Source organism: Streptomyces sp. NPDC048516 (assembly GCF_043199875.1).
GTDB lineage: Bacteria > Actinomycetota > Actinomycetes > Streptomycetales > Streptomycetaceae > Streptomyces.
This window is the reverse complement of record NZ_JBICWS010000017.1, coordinates 42,261-66,702: the sequence shown is the minus strand read 5'-3', so window position 1 is coordinate 66,702 and position 24,442 is coordinate 42,261. Positions and strand designations below refer to the sequence as shown.

Annotated in this window: 20 protein-coding genes and 1 tRNA gene; 12 read left to right on the top strand and 9 right to left on the bottom strand. The window is 70.8% G+C overall.

Annotated elements, in window-relative coordinates:
* Nucleotides 1-11 precede the first annotated feature (11 nt).
* Nucleotides 12-938: an ABC transporter substrate-binding protein gene (locus ACGFR7_RS28835; protein WP_393324922.1), complete on the top strand. Its 927-nt coding sequence runs from the start codon at nucleotides 12-14 to the stop codon at nucleotides 936-938.
* Nucleotides 939-977: 39 nt separating this feature from the next.
* Here ACGFR7_RS28835 and ACGFR7_RS28830 read toward each other — a convergent pair whose 3' ends face one another.
* The 4 genes from ACGFR7_RS28830 to ACGFR7_RS28815 form a co-directional block, all read right to left on the bottom strand.
* A complete protein-coding gene (locus tag ACGFR7_RS28830) occupies nucleotides 978-2,018 on the bottom strand; it encodes a sigma-70 family RNA polymerase sigma factor (RefSeq protein ID WP_393324921.1) in 1,041 nt (346 codons plus the stop codon).
* Nucleotides 2,019-2,304: 286 nt separating this feature from the next.
* Entirely contained in the window at nucleotides 2,305-2,466 is a 162-nt protein-coding gene (locus ACGFR7_RS28825; protein ID WP_393324919.1) for a hypothetical protein, read from the bottom strand.
* Between the two features lie 37 nt (nucleotides 2,467-2,503).
* Nucleotides 2,504-2,953 carry a hypothetical protein gene (locus ACGFR7_RS28820; RefSeq protein ID WP_393324917.1) on the bottom strand — a complete coding sequence of 150 codons (450 nt, stop codon included), beginning with the start codon at nucleotides 2,951-2,953 and terminating at the stop codon, nucleotides 2,504-2,506.
* Between the two features lie 320 nt (nucleotides 2,954-3,273).
* A complete protein-coding gene (locus ACGFR7_RS28815) occupies nucleotides 3,274-4,311 on the bottom strand; it encodes a LacI family DNA-binding transcriptional regulator (protein ID WP_393324915.1) in 1,038 nt (345 codons plus the stop codon).
* Nucleotides 4,312-4,597: 286 nt separating this feature from the next.
* On the opposite strand from ACGFR7_RS28815, the gene ACGFR7_RS28810 reads away from it, so the two are divergent.
* The 4 genes from ACGFR7_RS28810 (at nucleotide 4,598) to ACGFR7_RS28795 (ending at nucleotide 8,091) form a co-directional block, all read left to right on the top strand.
* Nucleotides 4,598-5,515, top strand: a complete 918-nt coding sequence (locus ACGFR7_RS28810; RefSeq protein ID WP_393324913.1) for an amidohydrolase — start codon at nucleotides 4,598-4,600, stop codon at nucleotides 5,513-5,515.
* Nucleotides 5,512-6,069, top strand: a complete 558-nt coding sequence (locus ACGFR7_RS28805) for a cysteine dioxygenase (protein ID WP_393324911.1) — start codon at nucleotides 5,512-5,514, stop codon at nucleotides 6,067-6,069. The genes ACGFR7_RS28810 and ACGFR7_RS28805 overlap by 4 nt, the downstream gene beginning before the upstream one ends.
* Before the next feature lie 155 nt (nucleotides 6,070-6,224).
* Nucleotides 6,225-7,637: a purine-cytosine permease family protein gene (locus ACGFR7_RS28800; protein WP_393324910.1), complete on the top strand. Its 1,413-nt coding sequence runs from the start codon at nucleotides 6,225-6,227 to the stop codon at nucleotides 7,635-7,637.
* A gap of 40 nt (nucleotides 7,638-7,677) precedes the next feature.
* The gene (locus ACGFR7_RS28795; protein WP_393324908.1) at nucleotides 7,678-8,091 is read left to right on the top strand and encodes a hypothetical protein; all 414 of its coding nucleotides are present in this window, start codon (nucleotides 7,678-7,680) and stop codon (nucleotides 8,089-8,091) included.
* Nucleotides 8,092-8,518: 427 nt separating this feature from the next.
* On the opposite strand, the gene ACGFR7_RS28790 is transcribed toward ACGFR7_RS28795, so the two are convergent.
* The gene (locus tag ACGFR7_RS28790; RefSeq protein WP_393324907.1) at nucleotides 8,519-9,907 is read right to left on the bottom strand and encodes a cystathionine beta-synthase; all 1,389 of its coding nucleotides are present in this window, start codon (nucleotides 9,905-9,907) and stop codon (nucleotides 8,519-8,521) included.
* 196 nt (nucleotides 9,908-10,103) lie between these two features.
* Here ACGFR7_RS28790 and ACGFR7_RS28785 point away from each other — a divergent pair, with 196 nt between their 5' ends.
* From ACGFR7_RS28785 to ACGFR7_RS28775, 3 genes are all read left to right on the top strand, one after another.
* Nucleotides 10,104-11,117: an SGNH/GDSL hydrolase family protein gene (locus ACGFR7_RS28785; RefSeq protein WP_393324905.1), complete on the top strand. Its 1,014-nt coding sequence runs from the start codon at nucleotides 10,104-10,106 to the stop codon at nucleotides 11,115-11,117.
* A 230-nt stretch (nucleotides 11,118-11,347) separates the two neighbouring features.
* The gene (locus tag ACGFR7_RS28780; RefSeq protein WP_393324903.1) at nucleotides 11,348-12,568 is read left to right on the top strand and encodes an acetyl-CoA C-acetyltransferase; all 1,221 of its coding nucleotides are present in this window, start codon (nucleotides 11,348-11,350) and stop codon (nucleotides 12,566-12,568) included.
* Nucleotides 12,569-13,308: 740 nt separating this feature from the next.
* Nucleotides 13,309-14,262, top strand: coding sequence for a hypothetical protein (locus ACGFR7_RS28775; RefSeq protein ID WP_393324901.1), 954 nt, complete (start codon nucleotides 13,309-13,311; stop codon nucleotides 14,260-14,262).
* 19 nt (nucleotides 14,263-14,281) lie between these two features.
* Here the strand turns inward: ACGFR7_RS28775 and ACGFR7_RS28770 are convergent, their stop codons facing one another.
* Nucleotides 14,282-14,641, bottom strand: a complete 360-nt coding sequence (locus tag ACGFR7_RS28770) for a hypothetical protein (protein WP_328386446.1) — start codon at nucleotides 14,639-14,641, stop codon at nucleotides 14,282-14,284.
* 98 nt (nucleotides 14,642-14,739) lie between these two features.
* Here ACGFR7_RS28770 and ACGFR7_RS28765 point away from each other — a divergent pair, with 98 nt between their 5' ends.
* Complete coding sequence (locus ACGFR7_RS28765; protein ID WP_030088455.1) at nucleotides 14,740-14,967, top strand: DUF4287 domain-containing protein; 228 nt, start codon at nucleotides 14,740-14,742, stop codon at nucleotides 14,965-14,967.
* A gap of 145 nt (nucleotides 14,968-15,112) precedes the next feature.
* Here the strand turns inward: ACGFR7_RS28765 and ACGFR7_RS28760 are convergent, their stop codons facing one another.
* Nucleotides 15,113-15,973: a Bax inhibitor-1/YccA family protein gene (locus ACGFR7_RS28760; protein WP_393324899.1), complete on the bottom strand. Its 861-nt coding sequence runs from the start codon at nucleotides 15,971-15,973 to the stop codon at nucleotides 15,113-15,115.
* A gap of 702 nt (nucleotides 15,974-16,675) precedes the next feature.
* Here ACGFR7_RS28760 and ACGFR7_RS28755 point away from each other — a divergent pair.
* Nucleotides 16,676-19,522, top strand: a complete 2,847-nt coding sequence (locus ACGFR7_RS28755) for a CDP-glycerol glycerophosphotransferase family protein (protein ID WP_393325030.1) — start codon at nucleotides 16,676-16,678, stop codon at nucleotides 19,520-19,522.
* Entirely contained in the window at nucleotides 19,522-20,691 is a 1,170-nt protein-coding gene (locus ACGFR7_RS28750; RefSeq protein WP_393324897.1) for a glycosyltransferase, read from the top strand. Before ACGFR7_RS28755 ends, ACGFR7_RS28750 begins: the two co-directional genes overlap by 1 nt.
* Before the next feature lie 107 nt (nucleotides 20,692-20,798).
* On the opposite strand, the gene ACGFR7_RS28745 is transcribed toward ACGFR7_RS28750, so the two are convergent.
* Nucleotides 20,799-22,013 carry a beta-ketoacyl-[acyl-carrier-protein] synthase family protein gene (locus tag ACGFR7_RS28745; protein ID WP_393324896.1) on the bottom strand — a complete coding sequence of 405 codons (1,215 nt, stop codon included), beginning with the start codon at nucleotides 22,011-22,013 and terminating at the stop codon, nucleotides 20,799-20,801.
* A 1,047-nt stretch (nucleotides 22,014-23,060) separates the two neighbouring features.
* Nucleotides 23,061-23,142: transfer RNA gene (locus ACGFR7_RS28740), tRNA-Leu, on the bottom strand.
* A 474-nt stretch (nucleotides 23,143-23,616) separates the two neighbouring features.
* On the opposite strand from ACGFR7_RS28740, the gene ACGFR7_RS28735 reads away from it, so the two are divergent.
* Entirely contained in the window at nucleotides 23,617-24,399 is a 783-nt protein-coding gene (locus ACGFR7_RS28735) for an ABC transporter ATP-binding protein (protein ID WP_393324894.1), read from the top strand.
* The last annotated feature ends 43 nt before the right edge of the window (nucleotides 24,400-24,442 follow it).

The window sequence follows — 24,442 nt, the reverse complement described above, 5'->3', positions numbered from 1 at the left end:
GGAGCCCGCCCATGAACCGTCGTACCGCCCTGACCGCTCTCCTCGCCGGCGCCTCGGCCCCGCTGCTGGCCGCCTGTTCCTCCGGCATCACCTCCCTCAAGGGGGACGGCGCCGGCGGCGACAGCGGCAGCAGTACCGGCGGGCTGGTCATCGGCACCGCCAACTTCACCGAGAACCAGATCCTCGGCTACCTCTACGCGGGCGTGCTGACCGCCGCCGGGGTCAAGGCCACCGTCAAGCCCAACCTCGGCTCCCGCGAGATCGTGGTCCCCGCGCTGCGCTCCGGCGACATCGACCTGCTCCCCGAGTACCAGGGCAGTCTGCTGCTCTACCTCGACAAGAAGGCCACCGAGACCGAGGCGGGCGCCATGCAGAACGCGCTGGCCACCGTGCTCCCCGACGGCCTCGAAATCCTGCCCTACGCCGCCGCCGAGGACCGCGACAGCTTCGCGGTGACCCGCGCGACCGCCGACCGCTACGGCCTCAAGACACTCGCCGACCTGCGCAGGGCCAACGGCAAGCTGGTGTTCGGCGCGGCCGCCGAGATGAAGAAGCGGGTCGTCGGGCTCGTCGGCCTCAAGGACCGGTACGGGGTGGAATTCAAGGAGTTCAAGGCGCTGGACTCCTCCGGGCCGCTGGTCAAGGGCGCGCTGAAGAAGGGCGACATCGACATCGCCAATGTCTTCACCACGGACGTCGACACCGCGGAGAACGGCTGGGTCCTGCTCGCGGACCCCCAGCACCTCATCCCCGCCCAGCACATCGTCCCGCTGATCGCCGCCCGCAAGGCCGACTCCAAGGTCCGCAAGGCCCTGGCCCGGCTGGGCAACACCCTCACCACCGCCCACCTCACCGAGCTCAACCGCCTGGTCGACAAGGAGAAGCAGGACCCGGACCGGGTGGCCGACGCCTGGCTGAAGAAGCACAAGGTGAGCTGAGCCCCGGCGGCGGCGCGGGCCTCACGCGGGCGGCGGGCCTCACGCGGGCGGCGGGCCGCCGTGGCGGAGCGGCAGGCCGAACAGCGGGAACAGCCGCTCGGTGTCCAGGAAGCACTGCAGCGCGGTGATCCGGCCGTCCGTCGTCTCGATGACCTGGATCGCCCAGGGCACGCCGTCCGCGCGGTACTGCCCGAACGCCGGCCGGCCGTTCGCCGCGACCGGCACCAGCTGCGACCCCGCGCAGCCACAGCCCGGCCCCAGCATCCACTTCACGATGTCGTCGCGGCCGCGCAGCCACAGCTCGAACGGCGGCATGGACAGCGTGGAGTCCTCGTGCAGCACTGCCGTCAGGGCGTCCATGTCGAACCGTTCGAAAGCGTCGACATAGCGCCGCAGCAGCGCCTGCTGGGCGTCGTCCAGCGGCTGCTGCGCCACGTCGGCGGCGGTGTCACCGGAGGCGGCGAGGGTCGCGCGGGCCCGCTGCAGGGCGCTGTTGACCGAGGCGACCGAGCTTCCCAGCAGCTCGGCGACCTCACTCGCCGACCAGCTGAGCACCTCCCGGAGGATCAGCACCGCCCGCTGCCGGGGCGCCAGCCGCTGCAGCGCGGCGATGAACGCCAGGCGGACCGACTCCCGGGCGACGGCGGTCTCCGCCGGGTCCGCCGCGGACGGCAGCACCCGCTGGTCCGGTACGGGCCCGATCCAGGTCGCCTCGGGCAGGCCGGCGCCGACCGGGGTGTCCACGCTCGACGGGGAGGCGAGATCCATCGGCCGGGCGCGGCGCTGACCGCCCTTGAGCAGGTCCAGGCACACATTCGTGGCGATCCGGTAGAGCCAGGACCGCAGGGATGCCCGCCCCTCGAACCGGTCGTAGCCCCGCCAGGCCCGCACCATCGTCTCCTGCACGGCGTCCTCGGCCTCGAAGGCCGAGCCCAGCATCCGGTAGCAGTAGCCGGTCAGCTCGGTGCGGTGGGCCTCCAGGCGGTCCGCGGGCTCCTTCCGGGGCGCGGATCCCGCGCCGCCGTCCGCCGGCACGGCGCCGCCGGCCGCCGTGGTGTCACTCGTCGAGGACCGTTTCATCGAGGACCCGCCCATCCGCCCGTCGGCCGACCACCGGCATACGCGCCCGACGCTACCGGAGCATCCAGCACCAGTCTGCTCCTCGGCACGGGGCTCCGCAGCCGGGGCCCGGAGGCGGGAGAGAACCCGGGCACGTGACGCGGGAGACCCGAGGACCGGACGCCGGAGACCCGGGACCGGACGCCGGAGACCCCGGGACCGGACGCCGGAGACCCCGGGACCGGACGCGGGAGAACAGCGCAAGGGCGGGCCGGGCACCACGGCCCGGCCCGCCCCGCGTCTCAGGTCATCTGCGCAGCTGCCCGCCGCGCAGCACCCCTCCGACGACCGCTCCGGCCACGATGCTCAGCCCGAGCCGGGCAGGTTCCGTCAATCCGGAGAACACGGTGTGCGTGAGCGCGAAAACGACCACGACCGCGAGAACTCCGGCGATCAGCGCCTTCCTCATTCCTTGCCTATTTTCTTTCCCGTTTCCTTGCCCGTCATCAGCAATCGGAAAGCGAAAGCACCGCGCCGGAGACCAGGCCTCCGAAAGCCCCCGCCGTGGCGCCCGCGGCACACCCGGTCTCGGCGCCTGCTATACAGCCGCCTATCCCACCGGACACCACGTAATCCTTGATCTTGTCGTTGGCGCACCGGGAGTAGCTCTCGGCCGCCACGCTCCGCGCGGAGACGCCGAGATCCCGGAAGCTGCGGGTCGCCCGCACGGTTACCGTGGCGCCCTTGGCGCGGTAGCTGACGTGCGCCGTCTTGCCGTTCTTCAGTTTGATGGCGGTGCCCAGCCGGCCCACCGTCCGATGGCCGGGGCCGACCAGCTCCAGCTTCTCGCCGGCCACGGTGAAGTGGTAGCCGGCGGGCATGGAAAGGGTGGCCGTCAGCGTTTTGCCGTCCGGCGACCTGAGCGACTTCAGCTTGAATCCCTTCGCGTCGCTCACCGATTTCGCGGAATGCACCGCAGTGTGCGCGGAGGCGGGACCTGCCATCCCCGCAAAGGTCAGTGCGGTGAGCGCGGTCGCAGCGGTCTTACGGAACCTCATATATCCCCGTTTCCCCGTGTGGATCGATTCCTTGATCAGCCTATGGGTGACGTCGCAAATGCAAGATCCATGGAGGGTAATTTCCCAGCAAACGCGGCCGTTCACGGGGCAGTTCGACGACCGCACGGCTGACGGGGCGCCACCGGCAGGGCACGGGGCGGCTCTTGTGGCACCGGCTACCGCTCTTCGGGCACCGGCTACCGCTCTTCGGGCGCCGGCTACCGCCGCGCCGCCACCGCCGACCCCCGTTCCGAGAGGCGCGGGGCGCACAGGATGCGCTTGCGGCGGACCCGGCGGCCCTCGATGGCGGCGACCGCGAGGCGGGCGGCTTCCTTGGCGATCTCGCTCAGGCCCCAGTCGACGGTGGTCAGGGGCGGGGTGAGGACCCGGGAGACGGGGTGGTCGTCGAAGCCGACGACCGAGAGGTCACGGCCGACGGTGAGAGAGGCCTCGGCGGCGGCCGCGTAGACGCCGTAGGCGATGGAGTCGGAGAAGCAGAAGACGGCGGTGACCGGGAGGGGACCGGCCGGCCGGCGGTCGGCCGGGCTGTTGGCCAGGACCCGGCGGGCCATCGCGGTCGCCTCACCCAACTCCTGCGGACAGGGCAGGACTTCGACCTCGATGCCGAGGCGGTCGGCGGCCTCGCGCACATAGACGTCGGCGGGGCGGTCGGGGGTGGAGGGGCCGGTGGGGGTCAGCACGGTGACCCTGCGGTGGCCCAGCCCCCGGAGGTAGTCCAGGACGGCATCGATGCCGGCCCGGTTGTCGAAGAGCACCTCGCCCGCCGTACGGGCCCGGCTCAGGGCGTCGCCGATGGAGACCACCGGCACGGCGTCGGCGATCGCCGACCAGCCCTCGGCGGACGGGTCGACGGGCGAGACCAGCAGGCCGTCCACCCGCTGGTCGCGCAGCTGCTTGGCGAGGGACAGCTCCCGCCCGGGGTCGCCGCCCGCGTCGAGGATCAGCGCATAGCGGTCGCCGGCCAGCAGCTCACGCCCTATCGCCGCCATCAGCTGCTGCTGCCACAGGTCCTGCAGATCGCCGGCGAGCACACCGACCGTGCTCGTACGGCCGCTGGCGAGGGCGCGGGCAATGGGGTCGGCCTCGTAGCCGAGCTCGGCGGCGGCCTTGCGCACCCGCTCCTCGGTTTCCTTGGAGACATGCTTGCCGCGCAACGCGTAGGAGACGGCCGCGGTGGAGAGGCCGGTGGCCTCGGCCACCTCGCGGAGGGTGGTGCGCTTATTGGGCCTGGCCATGTGCGGAAGCCTACCCAAGGAGGGCGCGGCAGCCGGTCACGATGCGGCGCCCGCCGGGCGGCCCCCCGGGGACGGCAGCGGCCTGCCGGGGAGGGCAGCGACCTGCCGGATCCGGCGCGGCCTTGACAGCACTCGCGGTTAAGCGCTTCACTTAAACGGTTAAGTTAAACGGTTAAGTGAAGCGCTTGAGCAAGCGGCCCAGGGCGTGGACCACGACGCGTGCGACGCCCCGCCCCTCCGCCCGCACCACCGCCCCGCTCCGCCGCCCGCACCCCGAGGGAGGCTCGTGCCCACCGACGTCCACCAGCACCTCTGGCCGCCCGAGTTCCTCGCGCTGCTGCGGTCCCGCAGTGCGCCGCCGCGGCTGGACGGCTGGACGCTGCACCTGCCGGGCGAGCCTCCGTACGCCGTCGATCCCGCCGACCACGACATCGCGGCCCGCGCCCGGCTCGCCCGTGCCGACGGCCTCGATCTGGCCCTGGTGTCGCTCTCCAGCCCGCTCGGCATCGAATATCTGCCGCCTGCCGAGGCCGCCCCCCTGCTCGCCGCCTTCCACGACGGCGCGCTGGACCTGCCCGCCCCCTTCGGCGTCTGGGCCTCGGCCTGCCTGTCCGCACCCGAGCCGGACCCCGACGCGCTGCGGCGCGAGCTGGCCCGCGGCTGCGTGGGGCTGCAACTGCCCGCCACCGCCCTGCTCGACGCCGCCGGGTGGGCCCGCTGCGCACCACTGCTGGACGCCGCCGCCGAGCGGGACGCGCCGCTGTTCGTCCACCCCGGCCCGGCCCCGCCCGCGGACCGGGACGCGCCCGCCTGGTGGCCCGCCCTGGTCCCCTACCTCCAGCAGCTGCACGCCTCGTGGTTCGCGTTCCGCGCCTTCGGCCGGCCGCGCCACCCGGACCTGCGGGTCTGCTTCGCGGCCCTGGCCGGCCTGGCCCCGTTGCACGGCGAACGGCTGGTCGCCCGTGGCGGCGGCCGGGACCGCGGCCGGGTGGACTGCAAGGCGTTCTACGAGACGTCCTCGTACGGGACCCGGGCGGTCGACGCGCTGGTCCGGGCCGCGGGCATCGATGTCGTCGTCAGCGGCAGCGACCGCCCCTATGCCGAACCCGTCCTCCCCGACCTCGGCGCACAGGCCGCCGTCCATGCCCTGCGCACCGCCAACCCGGCCCGCCTGCTGGGCCCGACGAAAGGAGCCCGCCCATGACGAACCGCACCTCCCTGGCCGCCACCGCCCGCGAGGTCCCCGACGGCGAGGAGCCGTTCACCGCACTGCCCGAGCGCAACCTCGACAAGCGCGAGCTGCAGGACCTGGTCGAGGAGCTCGCCACCCGCCCGGACCTGTGGCGCGAACAGGTCGCCTTCTCGGACACCGAGCGCCACTACGCCTCCCTGCACCGCGATGAGTTCGTCGATGTCTGGCTGCTGTGCTGGACCCGGCAGAACGACACCGGCTGGCACGACCACGACCTCTCCTCCGGGGCGGTCCGTGTCGTCCAGGGCGTACTGACCGAGTCCAACCCCCGGATCGGTGGCGAGCACCTGGCCACCGCGGTCGGCGCGGGCTCCTCCTTCTCCTTCGGCCCGGACCACATCCACCGGCTCACCGGGGCGAGTGACGATGCGGTGTCGGTGCACGCCTACTCGCCACCGCTGTGGCGGCTGGGCCAGTACGACATCACCGAGGACGGGCTGATGCGACGGGTCTCGGTCTCCTACGCGGACGAGCTGCGGCCGACCGACGGGGTGACCGCGGCCTGACCGACCGGGCGGCCCGGCGGCCCGACCGCCGGGGGGCGGCCGGGCCGCCCGGCCGCACCACGTCCGTCACCACGAATCACCCCCCACCTATTGACCTTCCATTCATCGCAACCGATCCTGCATGAATCCATACAGGCGCGACGCGAGGCGGACTCATGGCAGGTGTGGTCGAACGGCGCTCCATCGACGTCGTTCCCGACGACGAACGGCACGGCAGCGCGGTCAGCCAGTTCACGCTCTGGCTGGGCGCCAACCTCCAGATCACCGCCGTCATCACCGGCGCACTGGCCGTCGTCTTCGGGGCGAACGCCTTCTGGTCGCTGATCGGGCTGCTGCTCGGCAACCTCCTGGGCGGTGCGGTGATGGCGCTGCACTCCGCCCAGGGACCGCGGCTCGGACTGCCGCAGATGATCACCTCGCGGGCCCAGTTCGGGGTGCGCGGCGCGGTGGTCCCGCTGGCGCTGGTCATCGTGATGTACATCGGATTCTTCGCCAGCGGCAGCGTGCTGGCCGGGCAGGCCGTCGGCGAGCTGACGCACCTCGGCGAGACCCCCGGGATCGTCCTCTTCGCCGCGGTCACCGCCGTGGCCGCGGCCGTCGGCTACCGCCTGATCCACACCCTCGGCAAGATCGCCGGCCTGGTCTGCGCGCTGGCCTTCGTCTACCTCGGCATCCGGCTGCTGCAGCGCACCGACCTCGGCACGCTCCTCGCCGACCACCGCTTCGCGCTGCCGGTCTCCCTGCTCGCCGTCTCCCTCTCGGCCTCCTGGCAGCTGGCGTTCGGCCCGTACGTCGCGGACTACTCGCGCTACTTGCCGCGGCACACCTCGGCGCGCGCCACGTTCTGGTGGACGCTGTCCGGCTCGGTGCTCGGCTCGCAGTGGTCGATGACGTTCGGCGCGCTGGCCGCCGCCGCGGCGCCCGCGTCCTTCGTGGGGCATGAGGTCAGCTACATCGTCGGCCTGGGCGGCGCGGGTCTGATCGCCTCGCTCCTCTACTTCGTCATCGCGCTCGGCAAGCTCACCATCAACATCCTCAACACCTATGGCGGGTTCATGTCGCTGGTCACCAGCGTCAGCGGCTTCCGAGGACAGCGGACCCTCACGCCGCGCGGCCGCTCCGCCTACATCGCCGGGATCATGGTGGCCGGCACCACCGTCGCCCTCCTGGGCAAGGACTCGTTCCTGACGTCCTTCAAGGACTTCCTGCTCTTCCTGCTGACCTTCTTCACGCCCTGGTCCGCGATCAACCTCGTCGACTACTACCTGATCTCCAAGGAGCGCTACGACATCCCGGCGCTCAGCGACCCCGCGGGACGCTACGGTGCCTGGAACGTGCGGGCGCTGACGGTCTACGTCCTCGGGGTGCTCGCCCAGCTCCCGTTCCTGGCCACGCACTTCTACACCGGCCCGCTGGTGGCACCGCTCGGCGGCGCCGATGTCTCCTGGCTCGTCGGGCTCGCCGTACCGGCCGTCCTGTACTGGCTGACCGCCCGCCGCGACACCGCCCGCACGGCACAGCCCGCGGCACCCCAGGACCACCAAAGTGCCGCCGGATCGGGGGGCTAGCCCTACCGCGCCGCCCCGCCGGCGTCCGTATTCTCACGGCATGGCGACACACGACCCCGAGCTGCGCAAGGAACTCGACGCGACCCTCCAGACGCGCAAGGAACTGGGTCCGGAGTACGAGTCGGAGCTCCTGGAGTCCTTCCTGGAGAAGCTGGAGCGGAGCGTCGACCAGCGGGTGCGGCGGCAACTCGCCGAGCAGCAGGTCCAGGTGGCCCGCGGCGCCCGGCCGCCGCGTCCCCCGGGCAGCGGCCGGGACTTCTGGGAACGGTTCGGGTTCGCCGCGCTCTCGCTGGTGCTGGCCGTGCCGCTGTCCGCGATCGCCGCGAGCCTGGCGGGGCAACCGGGACTGCTGATGTGCTGGGCCGGGATCGTCGGCGTCAACGCCGTACAGGGCAGCGGCCTGCCCGGGCTGGTGCGCTCACGCACGGACCGCCGCGACGACGCAGGCGGCTGAGGACGGCACGGATCCGACGACTGCGGGAGCCCGAAGGCCGCGAGCCCGAAGGCCGCGGGAGCCTGAAGCCCGCAGCGGACTGAAGACTTCGGCGGGAGCCGGAGGGTGCGGGGACCGCCGCACCCCGGCACTGCCGGGGGCGGGACGACGGCGGTCCCCGCACGGGACGCGTTCCGGGGTAATGCCGGTCGTCGCATCCGGTGGCGACGGTGGAGGTCCGGGAGCCGCTCCGGAGGTCCTTGTCGCCGTGACATCAATCTGCCCGACGCGTGTTAAGCCCGTGCTGCGAGAACATGACGCATACGTACACCTTGCGGCGACGCCCCGTTTCCTGACGTCCACTTGACGCCGTGACAGGTGTGGAACGGGACGGCGGCCGGGGCGCGGGACGGTCACCGCCCCGTGCCCCGGCCGCCGGGTCCCGCTGCTACTTGCCGGCCTCGCGCGCCAGATAGGCCAGCAGGTCCTGCCGGCTCACCACGCCCTTCGGCTTGCCCTCGACGAGGACGATCGCCGCGTCCGCGCTCTCCAGGACCGCCATCAGATCGGCGACCGGCTCGCCGGAGCCGACCTGCGGCAGCGGCGGGCACATGTGCTTCTCCAGCGGGTCGGTCAGCGAGGCGCGCTGGGTGAACAGCGCATCGAGCAGTTCGCGCTCGACGACCGAGCCGACGACCTCGGCGGCCATCACGTCCGGGTGCCCGGCGCCCGGCTTGACGATCGGCATCTGCGAGACGCCGTACTCGCGCAGCACCTCGATCGCCTCGCCGACGGTCTCCTCCGGGTGCATGTGCACCAGCGAGGGCAGCGCGCCCTCCTTGTGCTGGAGCACCTCGCCGACCCGCGCCGCGGGGCCGCCCTCCTCCAGGAAGCCGTAGTCGGCCATCCACTCGTCGTTGAAGATCTTGGAGAGGTAGCCGCGGCCGCTGTCCGGCAGCAGCACGACCACCACGTCGTCCGGGCCGAGCTTGGCGGCGACCTCCAGCGCACCCACCACGGCCATCCCGCAGGAGCCGCCGACCAGCAGGCCCTCCTCCTTGGCGAGCCGCCGGGTCATCTGGAAGGCGTCCTTGTCCGAGACCGCCACGATCTCGTCCGCGACGGTGCGGTCGTAGGCGGTCGGCCAGAAGTCCTCGCCGACGCCCTCGATCAGATACGGCCGCCCGGAGCCGCCGCTGTAGACGGAGCCCTCCGGGTCGGCGCCGATCACCTTGACCTTGCCGTCACTGGCGTCCTTCAGGTAGCGGCCGGTGCCGCTGATCGTGCCGCCGGTGCCGACACCCGCCACGAAGTGGGTGATCCGCCCCGCGGTCTGCTCCCACAGCTCGGGACCGGTGCTCTCGTAGTGGGAGCGCGGGTTGTTCGGGTTGCTGTACTGGTCCGGCTTCCAGGCACCGGGCGTCTCGCGCACCAGCCGGTCCGAGACGTTGTAGTACGAGTCCGGGTGCTCGGGGTCGACGGCGGTCGGGCAGACCACCACCTCGGCACCGTAGGCCCGCAACACATTGATCTTGTCCGTGGACACCTTGTCCGGGCAGACGAAGATGCACTTGTAACCCTTTTGCTGGGCGACGATCGCCAGGCCCACACCGGTGTTGCCGGATGTCGGCTCGACGATGGTGCCGCCGGGCTGCAGCTCACCCGACTGCTCGGCGGCCTCGATCATCCGTACGGCGATCCGGTCCTTGACCGACCCGCCGGGGTTGAAGTACTCGACCTTCGCCAGGACGGTGGCCTGGATCCCTCGAGTGACGTTGTTGAGCCGCACGAGCGGGGTGTTGCCGACCAGCTCAATCATCGAATCGTAAAACTGCACGGTGGTCTCCGCGGTCAGGGGCACGCTCTCCTGCGCCCGTACGGCCAGCCTATTGCCCGGGTCCGTTAGAGGAGGGGTGCGTTGCGTTCCGTGCAGGAACGGGCAACACCCTGTTGTAGGAGTTCTTGCCGATTCAAGAGCGCGTCCGGCCCCGGAGCCAGGGCGCGCCCGCACTGCGCGGGGAGGTGCCCGGCCCATGCCGATGACGATGTCCAGGGCCAGAGTGGCCCGGCGGATCGCGACCGCCGCCGCTTTCGGCGGCGGCGGGATCGGGCTGCTCGGGGTGGCCACCGTCGGGGTGCTGCTGACCGAGGTCCGGCTGGCGCGCCGTACGGTCGGCGGCTCCAGCGACATTCCGCCGTGCGCCGACGGCCGTTACGGCGCCGCCTTCGACCACCGCACCGACCGCGCGCCGCTGCGGCTCGGCTTCCTCGGCGACTCCACCGCCGCGGGCCAGGGCGTCCACCGCGCCCGCCAGACGCCCGGCGCGCTGCTCGCCTCCGGCCTGGCCGCGCTCTCCGAGCTGCCCGTCGACTTCCGCAATGTGGCGCTGCCCGGCGCGCAGTCGGACGACCTGGCGCGCCAGGTGGAGCTGATGCTGGCGGACGGCACCAAGACCCCGGACGTCTGCGTCATCATGATCGGCGCGAACGACGTCACCCACCGGATGCCGCCCGCGCAGTCCGTCCGCCATCTCTCCGAGGCGGTGCGCGCACTGCGTGCGGCAGGCTGCCAGGTGGTCGTCGGCACCTGCCCGGACCTGGGCACCATCGAGCCGGTCTACCAGCCGCTGCGCTGGGTGGCCCGGCGGCTCTCCCGGCAGCTCGCCGCGGCCCAGACCATCGGGGTGATCGAGAGCGGCGGCCGTACGGTCTCGCTCGGCGATCTGCTCGGCCCCGAATTCGAGGCGCGCCCACGGGAGCTGTTCGGGCCGGACAACTACCACCCGTCGGCCGAGGGCTATGCCACCGCCGCGATGGCCGTGCTGCCGACGCTGTGTGCCTCGCTCGGCCTGTGGCCGGAGAAGGAGCAGCCGGAGCCCGCACGCGGCGAGGGGCTGCTCCCGGTCGAGCAGGCGGCCGCCGAGGCGGCCTCCGAGGGCGGCACGGAGGTCACCGCCTCCCGCGCGCCCTGGGCGCTGCTCAAGCACCGCAGGCGCCGCCAGCTGCCGGCGCCGGAGCCGACGGACCCGTCCTCGGTCACCCCGTGACGGGGCGGCCGCCCCGTCACGCCCCGGGCAGCGGCCGGCGGTAGGCGGTGGGGAGGGAGGCACCCTCCGGGCAGGGGCCGCGGGGGAATACCCCGCGGCCTCTCCTCGTTCACATAAGCGCCCGCTTAGAAAAGAGGCCCGCATCACAGCGCGGACCCCGTGACCTCAGCACTACGTGCAGGTAACTTCCCTCACAGTCCGCCCAATTCCTGCGCACTTGGAGCCGTGTGATGCCCGAAGCCGTGATCGTCTCAGCCGCCCGCTCCCCGATCGGCCGCGCCTTCAAGGGTTCGCTCAAGGATCTGCGGCCGGATGACCTGACCGCGAAGATCATCGAGACCGCCCTCGCCAAGGTCCCCGAGCTGGACCCCAAGGACATCGACGACCTGATGCTCGGCTGCGGCCTCCCCGGCGGCGAGCAGGGCCACAACCTCGGCCGCATCGTGGCCGTCCAGATGGGGATGGACCACCTCCCGGGCTGCACCGTCACCCGCTACTGTTCCTCCTCGCTCCAGACGACCCGCATGGCCCTGCACGCCATCAAGGCCGGCGAGGGCGACGTCTTCATCTCGGCCGGCGTCGAGACCGTCTCGCGCAGCGTCAAGGGCAGCTCCGACGGCCTGCCCGACACCCACAACCCGCTCTTCGCCGACGCCGAGGCCCGTACCGCGGCGCGCGCCGAGCAGGAGGGCGCCGACTGGCACGACCCGCGCGAGGACGGCCTGATCCCGGACGCCTACATCTCGATGGGCCAGACCGCGGAGAACCTCGCCCGCCTCAAGGGCGTCACCCGCCAGGACATGGACGAGTTCGGCGTGCGTTCCCAGAACCTCGCCGAGAAGGCGATCAACGACGGTTTCTGGCAGCGGGAGATCACCCCGGTCACGCTGCCCGACGGCACGGTCGTCGCCAAGGACGACGGCCCGCGCGCCGGCGTCACCGCCGAGGGCGTCTCCGGCCTCAAGCCGGTCTTCCGCCCCGACGGCCTGGTGACCGCGGGCAACTGCTGCCCGCTGAACGACGGCGCCGCGGCGCTGGTCATCATGTCCGACACCAAGGCGCGCGAGCTGGGCCTGACGCCGCTGGCCCGGATCGTCTCCACCGGCGTCTCCGGCCTCTCCCCCGAGATCATGGGTTACGGCCCGGTCGAGGCCAGCAAGCAGGCGCTGCGGCGGGCCGGCCTCTCGGTCTCCGACATCGACCTGGTCGAGATCAACGAGGCGTTCGCCGCCCAGGTGATCCCGTCCTACCGCGACTTGGGCATCGACCTGGACCGCCTGAACGTCAACGGCGGCGCGATCGCCGTCGGCCACCCCTTCGGCATGACCGGCGCCCGCATCACCACCACCCTCATCAACTCCCTCCAGTGGCACGACAAGCAGTTCGGCCTGGAGACGATGTGCGTCGGCGGCGGCCAGGGCATGGCGATGGTCATCGAGCGGCTGAGCTGAGCTGCAGCGGAGGGTAGGGGTCGGGCGCGAGGAACGAGTGCCCGGCACCTGCCCGCAGCGGAGGCGAAGCTCAGCGCGACCACAAGCACGCGCGGCTGAGCTGAGCTGCAGCAGGCGCGGCCGGCCGGAGTCGTAGCAGAGGGTGGCGGCCGGGCCCGCGCGCGGGCGCATGCGCCCGCCCTCGCGCCGCCCGCAAGGGAGCGCGACAAAACGGACCAACTACCGCCCGGCGCACACCCATCGCTGTCGTCCGGATACGGGCGGCGACATGGCGTGACCTGCGCCACTCGTTAACGAGATCGCGACCCAATCTCCCCCAGGATTGTGACCAACGCCCTGGGGGAGAGGCGTTCTTGCAGGTCAAGCGGGGTCCGCCCGGGCGAACGAGCCCCCGGCTCCCCTCCTTTTCGGGACATAGTGCACCCGGAGCGGTCGCCGACCACCGGCAGCCTGATGTAGGAAGTCGGAGAACATTCTGCTAACGGGAGTACGCCGGTGAGTGAGGCGCTACCAGGAGTGATCCCGTGAGTGAGCGCATCAAGGGGGTCACCCCGGCCGAAGGCCGGGTGAAGTCCACGTACCGATGCGCGGCCCGTGCGAAGAGGTGAGGGCCGCCGAGCGAAGTGGGGAGGACGCATGAGCGAGCGTCACCCGGGGGACCCCTCGGCCACCGGCCGGGGGCGCATCCCCGAGGGGTGCGCGTCTCGCCCGTGCGGGACCGAACGAAGAGAGGTTTCGGCATGAGCGTCACCACCCTCGTCCTGCTGCTGGCCGCGGCCGTCGCCGTGGCGCTGGGCGCCGCCGCCCTGCACACCGCCCGCGCCCTGCGCCGCCAGCTCGCCGAGCTGCACGCCGAGCTCAGCGCGGCCCGGCAGGACGCTGTCGCGGGCACCGGGACGGTGCACCCGGCCGCGGTGGCCATCCCCGCCGCCCGCGCCACCCCGGCCGCCGAGACCCCGCTCGCCGACATACGCGCCGCCGTCGCCGATGCCCTGGCCGAGGAGCGGGAACGCGAACTGGCCGAGGCCCGCGCCTTCTGGGCCGCGCAGGAGGCCAGGGACGCCGCCGACGCCCCGTCGCTGCTGGGCGGTCTAGCCGGCCTCGGCGACGAACTCCTCGACGGCCGCGCCGACCAGCGCGAGCTGCCCGAGCGCCAGGATGCCGACCGGTTCGACATCCAGCCGTTCCTGCCCCGCCAGGCGGATCTGGCCGGGCTGGAGCCGCTGCTGGGCCCGGACGCCCTGGAAGCGATGGACGCGCTGGAGTCCATGGACGCCCTGGACGCGCCGGAGTTGGAGCCGGTCGAGGAGACCGAGTCCGCCGAGCTGGCCGCCGCGCGCCGGCGCCACCCCTCGCACCCCGACTTCTCCCCGTCCCCGGTGATCAGTGATCACGAGCGCACCGTCGCGCGCCTGGAGGAACTGGCGCAGCTGGCGACCCCGCTCGCGGACGTCCGCCCCGGCCCGCTGGGCACCCTGGACGTCTACGTCTTCACCGACGGCACCACGCTCTGCCTGACCCCCGGGCAGCGCGAGACCGCGGAGCGCGTCGCCGGCGCACTGCAGGCGGGGCACACGCCCGTACTGCTGGGCGGCTCCGGTATCTCCGGTGCCTACGCGCTGACCTTCTCCTGGGGCGAGAGCCGCGAGGAGAGCGTCTACATCCTCGCCGACCGCGTCATCGCCTCGCTCTGACCCGGCGCGGCGGTCCGCGTCAGCAGCGTTCCGCCGCCGCCCGGACGCATCGCACGGCCTCCGCCAGTTCGTCGGCGGGGGCCCTTTTCGCGTCAGAATCCCCCGCTGCGCCGGCCATCCGCACCGCCGCGGCGCGCAGCGCCTCGACAAGATCGTGGCCGGCCACCGCCAGCTGGTCGCCGGCCGCGAACACCCCGGCGTCCGGCAGCTCCCGCGGAGGCTCACCCGGCCGCTCGATCAGCTGCGCGCGGGTCGCCAACTGCCGTGCCAGCGCCAGACCTTCCGCCGCGGCCCCCTGGTGGAGCCTGCTCTGCGGCAGCGATCGGAGCCGGTCGGCGAGGGCGTCCACGGCGGTCTGCAAGGGGGTCACGTCAAGCACGACGTGAGCCTATGCGCCACCCCGGGGTGGTTGCCAACGCCCGAACGCTCAGGCACGGTGGGCTGAAGAACCAGCATCGACCGCGTCCGGAGGCGCCGATGTCTCAGCTCTTCTCAGAAGAGACCCACCGGAACATGCTCTCCCGTATCCCGCACTGCACCGGCCGGGAAATCTCCGACTGGCTCCGCACCGTTGAGGAAGGCCCCGCTCTCTTCCGCTTCGACGAAAAGGTCAGCTGGCTCCGTGGCGAGCACAATCTCGCCTACGGCCACGCCAAGGCAATTGTCCATGAACACGACCTCAGGCGCGCCGCGCGCAAGTTCTGATCCGCGGTGACGGGGCCCCGCCCCGGTCCGGCTCAGGACACTCCTCCTTCACCACGCCGAAGGGCCCGCGGGCATGATGCCCGCGGGCCCTTCGTACGGCGTACAGGCCGCGTACGGCGCCTTGCGCGCCCGGCCTCGTGCGGGGTCAGTCGCCCCGGAGGATGGAGATCAGCCGGAGCATCTCCACGTAGATCCACACCAGGGTCGTGGTCAGGCCGAACGCCGCCAGCCAGGACTCCTCGCGCGGCGCACCGTAGGCGACACCGTCCTCGACCTGCTTGAAGTCCAGCGCCAGGAAGAGCGCGCCGAGGACCACGCCCACGATGCCGAAGGCGATGCCCATGCCGCCGCTGCGGAAGCCGAGGCCGTCATTCCCGCTGAACACCATGAACAGGACGTTGACCATCGACAGCAGGAAGAAGCCCAGGGCAGCGATGATCACGAAGCGGGTGAACCGGGCGGTGACCCGGATGATCCGCGTCTTGTAGGCGACCAGCATGGCGACGAACACCGCCATCGTGCCCAGCACCGCCTGCATGGGGGCGCCGTGCAGCTGCGGCAGGTCGTTGATGAAGCCGCTGAGCGCCCCGAGGAAGAGGCCCTCCAGCGCCGCGTACCCGAGGATCAGGGCGGGCGACGGCGTGCGCTTGAAGGACTGGATGACGCCCAGCACCATCGCGACCAGGCCCGCGCCGAACGCGAAGCCGAGGCTCCCGGTCAGGAACAGCCAGCCGACGGTGGCGCCCACGACGAGCGTGCCGAGCGTCATGCCTGTGCGCATGACGACGTCGTCCATCGTCATCGGGCGGGTCTGCGGGCTGTACTGCGGCGGTGCCTGGGTTACCTGCTGCTGGTCCTGGGCGTAGGGGTTGCCGCCCTGCGCGTAGGGGTTGGCTCCGGCGTACGGGTTCGCGGCGGCCCCGGCCTGCGGCGGTGCGTTGAAGCCCGCGTAGCCGGTGGCGCGGCTGAACCCCCGTCGCGAGAAGACCGGGTTGCTGCTCCTCATCTCACTCCTCCATGGCCGCCCTGCGCGGCCTCGACGGCAAGCGTAATGGCTTGGCAAAGGGGCGTCGCTAGTTCTCGAGCAGGATCTTTCCCCGAACCCGCCCGGACACCTCCTCCGTGAGGAGGACGTTCGAGAGGACGGAGAGGTGCCCGCAGGGCCGCCCGGACAGGCGGCACGCGACGGGCAGGGCGCCCCTGCCGCTACACCGTCTCCCCGCCCCCGTACTCGTCATTCGGGATATTCGATCTCTTGCTGTGCTCTTGCCGTGCTCTCGCCGTGTCCCCTCACGCTCTTGCCGCTCTCTTGCCGCTCTCTTGTTGCCCTCTTGTTGCCCTCTTGTTGCCGTCCGTTGTCGTCGCGGGAAGCCGCCGTGCTCGAACTGCCATTTCCGTCCGCCGCCCCGGGGACCCCTTCCCCGGACCACTTCGCACGGAATCCGATAAATGTCTGATCGCAACGGACGTCACATGACACGGCAGGCAACCGATTCGCGGGGGGACCCGTCTTCCCTGGCGGCCGGTCCTGCCCCGGCGGGTGGATCTGCAGGGCTGACGCATGGTCAAGATCCGAACGCCGGAGTACCCCTCACCGCTCTCCCCCGACTCACCGTCCGTAGCGCTATGGATGCGACCGGTTGTTATCCGGGGGTACAGATAGGGCTATTCTGGCGGGAAACAGTAGCGAAAGAGGGTTGAGGTGCCTGTGCCTGACGTCTCAGTAGTCGTCATCGTCTACAACGACGCCGACCGGTTGCCGACCGCGGTTCAGTCCGTGCTGGATCAAACGCTCCGGGACGTCGAGGTGGTGATCGTCGACGACTGCAGCACCGACCGTTCTTTCGAAGTGGCGCAGCGACTCGCCGCTGATCACCCAGGGCGGGCCAGGGCCTTCCAGCTGCCGGAGAACAGCGGTGGATGCGGCGAGCCGCGCAACGCCGGCATCCAGCACACCCAGGGCCGCTACGTCATGTTCCTGGACAGCGATGACGTCCTGGAACCCAATGCGTGCCGGAATATGCTGGAGGCCGCCGAGAAAACCGGCTCCGACATCGTTTCCGGTCAGTGCGTACGACTGCACGTGGACACCCGCAATCAGAAGCGGGACGAGTGGTATTCCTGGCTGTATTCCACCACCCGGACCATCGATTCCGTAACGGAATTTCCGGACCTGTTCGTGTGGGACACCCTCTCCACCAACAAGTGCTATCGGCGCGAATTCCTCATCGAACACAATCTCCACTTCGCCAAGGGATTGTTCTACGAGGACCTGCTGTTTATCGCGGATGCCTACCTCGCCGCGGAACGCATCACCCTGATCCCCAATCAGGTCTATTTCTGGAATGTCTACACGCAGGGCGCCGTGAAGTCGGTGACAAACCGCCGGCACGAGATGAGGAATTACGTCCACCGGCTGGAGGTCCACAAGCGGATCGATGCCATGCTGGCGGAGCGCGGGCTCACCGAGATGAAGCTCGCCAAGGACATCAAATTCCTCAAGCACGACCTGGTGCTGCATCTGCGGGATCTGCCGTTCCGGGACGAGGCCTACCGCCGGGAGTTCGCCGAGCTCTCCCGGGAATACCTCGCCGGCGTGGCTCCCGAGGCGTACGAGCACGTCCAGCCGATACAGGCCATCTGTGCGTATCTGCTCCAGCAGGGTGACTGGGACAACCTGATCCCGGCGGTCGACACGCTCATCAACCGCAACAAGCTCTCCTCGCCGCTCACCGAGCACGACGGCCGGATCTACTGGTGCGGCGGTCACCTCGACGACGCGTTCGGGCGCGGCGTGCTGGACGTGACCGACATCGGCTACCACGAGAAGCCGGTCAACCAGCTTTTCCTGCGCAATCAGCTCACCGGCTTCAGCGAGTCAGGCCGGGCCGTCTCGCTGACCGGCAGGGTCACCAACCCGCTCGGCGTCATCCCGCCCGGTGCGCGGCTCAAGGGCCGGCTGGAGTTCAGTGCCCGGCGGCGCAGTCTGCAGACCTTCCACTTCCCGGTGCAGGAGCTGCGCCACGACGGGGACGCCATCCACTGGGAGGCCGTCGCCGACCTCACCGCGAAGCTGCGCCCGCTGGGCATCGTCGACACCATCTGGGACGTACGGCTGCGCCTGGAGGTGGACGGCGTGCGCACCACGAGCCGGCTCACCGTCGCCGACACCGCGCTGTCCGGGGCGCTGCCGGTGCGGCCGCGGCTGACCCGGATGGTCGCCGACCACCTCGAACCGCATGTCTCGGCCAAGGGCCATCTGGCCTTCCGCCTGGTCAGCGAGGGCGACAAGGCCGAGCGCGTACAGGAACTGATCACCCGCGGGGTGCACGGCAAGCCGGGGACGCTGGCCAAGACCGGCTACCGCAAGGCGAAGGCGCTGCGCGGCAAGGTCCTCTCGGGCGACAACAAGATCCGCGCCTATCACGAGGTGTTCAGCCGGCTGCCGGTCAAGAAGCGCACGGTGGTCTTCGAAAGCCACCTGGGCAAGCAGTACAGCGACAGTCCGCGCGCCCTCTACGAGGAGATGCGCCGGCAGGGCCTGAAGTTCGAGGCCATCTGGTCGTACGCGGGCTCCCCCAAGGGCTTCCCCAAGGACGCCACGCTCGTCAAGCGCTGGTCGCTGCCCTACCTCAAGGCGCTGGCACAGGCCGAGTTCTGGGTGGACAACCAGAGCTACCCGCTCAAGCTCACCAAGCGCCCGGAGACCACCTACCTCCAGACCTGGCACGGCTCGGCGCTGAAGAACATGGGCTTCGACCAGCCGGCGCTGAAGGCGCAGACCCGGCAGCAGCAGGCGGAGCAGCAGCGTTCGCTGGACCGCTTCGACCGGTTCCTGATCCGCTCCGAGCACGATGTGCACACCCTCGCCAGGGCCTTCCGGCTCAAGGAGAAGACCCTGCTGCGGGTGGGGTACCCGCGCAACGACGCGCTGGTGCGCGCCCGGCAGCGGGAGGCGGACCTGGGCGTGCGCGAACGCGGGCCGCTGGCAGCGACGTTGGGCATTCCCGACGACAAGACCGTGCTGCTTTACGCGCCGACCTTCCGTAAGGCCGGCGGCCGGCACGGGCGCTTCGAATTGCCCTTCGACGTGGAGCGTTTCGCCGATCGGTTCGGCGACCGCTATGTCCTCCTGGTGCGTTCGCACTACCTCAATCATGTGGTGCTGCCGCCGACCGTGCAGGGCCGGGTCATCGACGTATCGGCGCACCACGATGTGACCCCGGTGCTGGAGCTGGCCGACGGTCTGATCACCGACTATTCCTCGGTGATGTTCGACTATGCGCTGCTCGACCGGCCACTGGTGTTCTTCACCTACGACTACGACGAGTATGTGCACGAGGACCGTGGCACCTACTTCGATCTGCTGGAGCACGCACCGGGCCCGGTGGTCCACACCGAGGACGATTTCCACCAGGCGATCAAGACCTTCGAGTCGCAGTCCTCGGAATACGCGAAGAGCCGCAAGGAATTCGTCGCCAAGTTCGGGGAATACGACCAGGGCAACGCCGCCCAGAGCATCGTCGATCAGTTTTTCGCGCAGTGGAGCCGTTGATGACCGAGTCGTACGCAGCCGAGCCGCGGGACATCTTCTTCGTCTCCAACAGCGTCAACGAGGTGGGTGGCGTCACCAGTTGGTCGCACCAGATGGCGCGCCTGTTCAGCGAGCGGGGCCACCGGGTGCACATCGTCGGCGTGGTGCCGCCCCCCGAGGAGCGGGTCCACGAGCTGGCGGCCGGCCTGCCGTTCAAGACCACCACGCTCTACTCCCAGCACCCGCCGTCCGTCCGTCCCCTCAGGGGCCTCAAGGGCAAGCTCAACCTCGTCGAGCAGCGCCGCCGCGCCGCCCGCGAGGCGGGTATGCAGGAGCAGGCGGCCAAGATGAGCGCGCTGTTCCGGGCGGCGAAGCCGGGCGGCGTCGTGATCGTCACGCAGGTGTGGGCGATGGAGTGGGTGGCTCTGGCCGACACCGCCGGTCTGAGCGTGATCGGTATGAGCCATGAATCCTTCGAAACCTGCCGTAGGTCGTCCCGCTTCGGCCGGGTCAAGCGGTTTTACGCGGATGTCGACCGGATGCTGACGCTCACCCGGGAGGACGCCGACCGCTGGATCCGGCAGCGGATGGACAATGTCGGCTTCATGCCGAACCCGCTGCCGTTCTTCCCGGAGGTCCCCTCGGACCGCTCCTGCAAGAATGTGGTCAGCATCGGCCGGCTCCACGAGGAGAAGGGCGTGGACCTGCTGCTGGAGGCCTGGGCCAAGGTCGCGCCGCAGCACCCCGACTGGACGCTGCGGATCTACGGCTCCGGCGAGGAAGAGGAGACGCTGCGCAAGCAGGCCGCCGACCTGGGGATCGCGGACACGGTCGCCTGGATGGGCCGGACGGCCGATGTGCCGGGCGCACTGCGACAGAGCGCGGTTTTCGCCCTCAGCTCGCGGGGCGAGGGCTTCCCGCTGGCCCCCATGGAGGCCATGGCGACGGCCGTGCCGTGTGTGGCGTTCGACGTGGCACCGGGCGTCCACGAGATCATCTCGGACGGCGTGGACGGCCTCCTCGCTCCCCCGGGCAACATCACCGAATTCGCCCGGCATCTCGACACCCTGATGTCCGACAAGGACCTCCGCGACACCATGGGCGAAGCGGCCAGGGAGAACATCCAGCGCTTCTCCACGGACGAGGTCGTCGGCCGCTGGGAGGCCCTGTTCACGCTGGTGGAGCGCTGAGCGCGGGCGCTGCCGCCGCAGGGCGCTGACGCCCGCGCGGCGCTGAGCCGGCAACTGCACACGGGGAGGGGCCGCCACGTCATCCGTGGCGGCCCCTCCCCGTGGGGTCACTTGGTGAAGAGCAGGCTCACGTTGTGACCGCCGAAGCCGAAGGAGTTGGCGAGTGCGGCGTTCCAGCGGCCGGTCCGGTTCCCGCCCTGCACCACGTCCAGGTCGATCCTCGGGTCGAGGGTGTCGAGGTTGCGGACGGCCGGCGCCACGCCGTCCCTGAGCGCCAGCAGCGCCGCCATCGCGCCCACCGCGCCGGAGGCACCCAGCATGTGGCCGGTCATGGACTTCGTGGCGGTGACGGAGGCATGGGTGCCCACGGCACGGCCGATCGCCTCGGCCTCGGCCAGGTCGCCGGACTCGGTGGAGGTGGCATGGGCGTGCACATGGCCGATGTCCCGCGGGGACAGGTCCGCATCGCGCAGGGCCAGTTCGATGGCGTGGACCTGGCCCGCCGCGTCGGAGGCCGTGATGTGGTTCGCGCTGGAGCTGACGGCGCTGCCGGCCAGCGTGCCGTACGCCGTGGCGCCGCGGGCCCGGGCGAACCCGGCGCGCTCCAGGACCATGATTCCCGCGCCCTCGCCCATGACGAAGCCGCTGCGGGCCGCATCGAACGGGCGGGACACCGACTCCGGGTCCGCGGACTGCGGGGAGAGCGCCTTCATCTGGGCGAAGGCGGCGAGGGTGAACGGGTGCAGACAGGCCTCGACGCCGCCCGCGACCACCACGTCCACCCGCCCGGCGCGGAGCAGGTCGAGGCCCATCGCCAGCGCCTCGGCGCCGGACGCACAGGCGCTGACGGGCGTCCTGGCCCCGCCCTTGGCGCCCAGGTCCATGCTCACCCAGGCGGCCGGTCCGTTGGGCATCAGCATGGGAACCGCGAAGGGCGAGAGCCGGCGTGCCCCGGACTTCTCGAAGAGGTCGTCCTGGCCGAGGGTGGTGAGCACACCGCCGGTGCCGGTACCGATGACCACGGCCAGCCGTTCGGGCTCGACCTCGGGTGCACCGGCGTCCTGCCAGGCCTCGCGCGAGGTGAGTATCGCCAACTGCTCGCTGCGGTCCAGCTTCCGGGCCTCCGTACGCGGCAGCGCGGCGGCCGGATCCTCGGTGAGTCCGGCCGCGACGCTCACCGGGAGGTCCGTGGCCCACTCCTCCTCCAGCGCGCGCACGCCGGACTTTCCCGCCAGCAGCCCCGACCAGGACGATGACGCATCGGCGCCGACCGGAGTCATCGCTCCGATACCCGTCACCAGCACCTGACCGTTCTCGGTCATCTTCGTCTCCTCTGATCTCATAGAAACCGCACAAAGCCCATGGCGGGCCCGTAGAGATCATCGCAGCGTTGAGCTCGCCAAACAGGGGGCAAGCAGACCGATTTCGGCGACGGTACATTGTGACTCTCCCACAACAACGCGCACGCTCTCCGCGCCGGCACAATCCACCGCGATCCGCCCGCCCGCTCCGCCCGCCCATTCCGCTCCTCCATTCCGCTCGCCCATTCCGGGCCGGGCCGGGCCGGGCCGCGGCAGGCATACAGCACGTCCGTTTCGGAACCGCCGGCCGTCCTCGAACGCCGGAGCGGGCCGCCCGTCCTCGCGCGCGGCCGCCACATCGCACCGCATCGCACCGCACCGCACCGCATCCGAAGGCGATTGGGTGCCATTTCTTTTCACGCCGCAAAACTCCCGAAATCCCGGCGATCGCCTCGGCGTCCGGCGCGTTCGCCGTCCACACCCCGGCGCGAAGAAGGCAAAAGCGAGCCCGGACAACACAAGTGGCATGACACTTTCCGGATCGGGACGGACCGGCCGGCCGGATGGCACCGGAGAGGAAGTGCGCGGTGCCGGGTATCGCACTCACCGGGGCAGGAAAAATCCAATATTCAAGTTACCGCGGGTATGCGCCAGGAGTGCGCCCCTCGTTGCCCGTTCGGGGCGAGCACCGCGCCATGAAGGCGGAGAACCCACACGTCCGCCGGTCACCTCGTCGGCGGGCCTTGCCCGCCACGGCCGGCCGACGCTCCCGAAGCTCGCCTCGGATCAGTCCAGTTGACGGCTTCTCAGCAGATCACGGGCGGCCCCGTCCGCAGGGACACGGCAGGAACGGGGTGCGCTCAGGGCAGGCCGCAGAGGCGTTTGCCCGATACCGTCATGGCGGCACTTCACTTGGTAACCCGGGATATTTCCGGCACGCTTTTCCGCGCACGACTCCCGTCGTCCACACCGTCAAAGTCCCTGTGTTGCCGGCGTGTTCCGGTGAGCGGCAGGGGCCTTGGATCTATATGGTTGTTTGTTCAAGGTCTCAAGGCTGCGGCTGAGCGGTGCCCGGAGCCGGACTTGAACCGGCACGGCCCGTAGGCCAGCGAGGTTTAAGCTCGCCGTGTCTGCATTCCACCATCCGGGCCTGGGCTCCCCCATGCCACCCCTAAAGAGGCAGCACGAGCGTAGCCCGCAGCGCACGACACAAGTCGGCCGCTCTTCCCGAGGTTGTCTTATTTTATTGGCAACTGAGGGAGCATCAGCGCCGGGTACAGGCCTTGGGCACATGCCTGAGGCCCGCCTTCGCCATGAGACCCCGCAACGTAATTTCTTGTCCGAATTGACGGAAACTCGACGCCCTCTCCGTGCCCCCGCGCCGCCGCGGCGCCGGCCGTCCGACCCCTCCGGGCGCAGTAGCGCCCGTCAGGGTTCCGCTCCTCCCCAGGGATGACACGCGCTCCACGGCTACCTCCCAGGTGTGGCCCAGGACGGGCACAAGGGTTGACGTCCGCGCCCCTCGCCCTGTCCCACGATGGAGAGGTCCGCTTCCGTCCGCGGTAGCTGCCCTCATGGCCGTCGCGGATGCGATGGTCCTTCGTCCCGACAGGAGCCCCGTCCCGTGACCACCACCCACACCGGCGTCGCCACCGCCCCCCGCGCCACCGCGGCGGCCGCCCGCGCCACGGACCTCAGCAAGGTCTACGGACAGGGCGAGACCCAGGTGGTCGCCCTGGACGCGGTCTCCGTCGAATTCCGGCAGGCCCAGTTCACCGCGATCATGGGCCCCTCCGGGTCCGGCAAGTCGACCCTGATGCACTGCATGGCAGGGCTGGACTCGATCTCCGGCGGCTCCGCCAGGATCGGCGACACCGAACTGACCGGGCTGAAGGACAAGAAGCTCACCCAGCTCCGGCGCGACAAGATCGGCTTCATCTTCCAGGCGTTCAACCTGCTGCCGACCCTGAACGCCCTGGAGAACATCACCCTGCCCATGGACATAGCGGGCCGGAAGCCCGACCGGGCCTGGCTGGACCGCGTCGTGGAGACCGTCGGCCTGGCCGGCCGGCTCAAGCACCGCCCCAGCCAGCTCTCCGGCGGCCAGCAGCAGCGCGTCGCGGTCGCCCGTGCGCTGGCCTCCCGGCCCGAGATCATCTTCGCCGACGAGCCGACCGGGAACCTCGACTCGCGCTCCGGCTCCGAAGTGCTCGGCTTCCTGCGCAACTCCGTGCGCGAACTGGGCCAGACCGTGGTGATGGTGACCCACGACCCGGTCGCCGCCTCCTACGCGGACCGTGTGGTCTTCCTCGCCGACGGCCGGATCGTCGACGACCTCCCCGACCCGACCGCCGACATGGTGCTGGAACGCATGAAGGGCTTCGACGCCCGGCCTCGTACGACCTGATCAGCAGCCGCCGCCAGAACTCCGGACCTCTTCTCCAGGACCC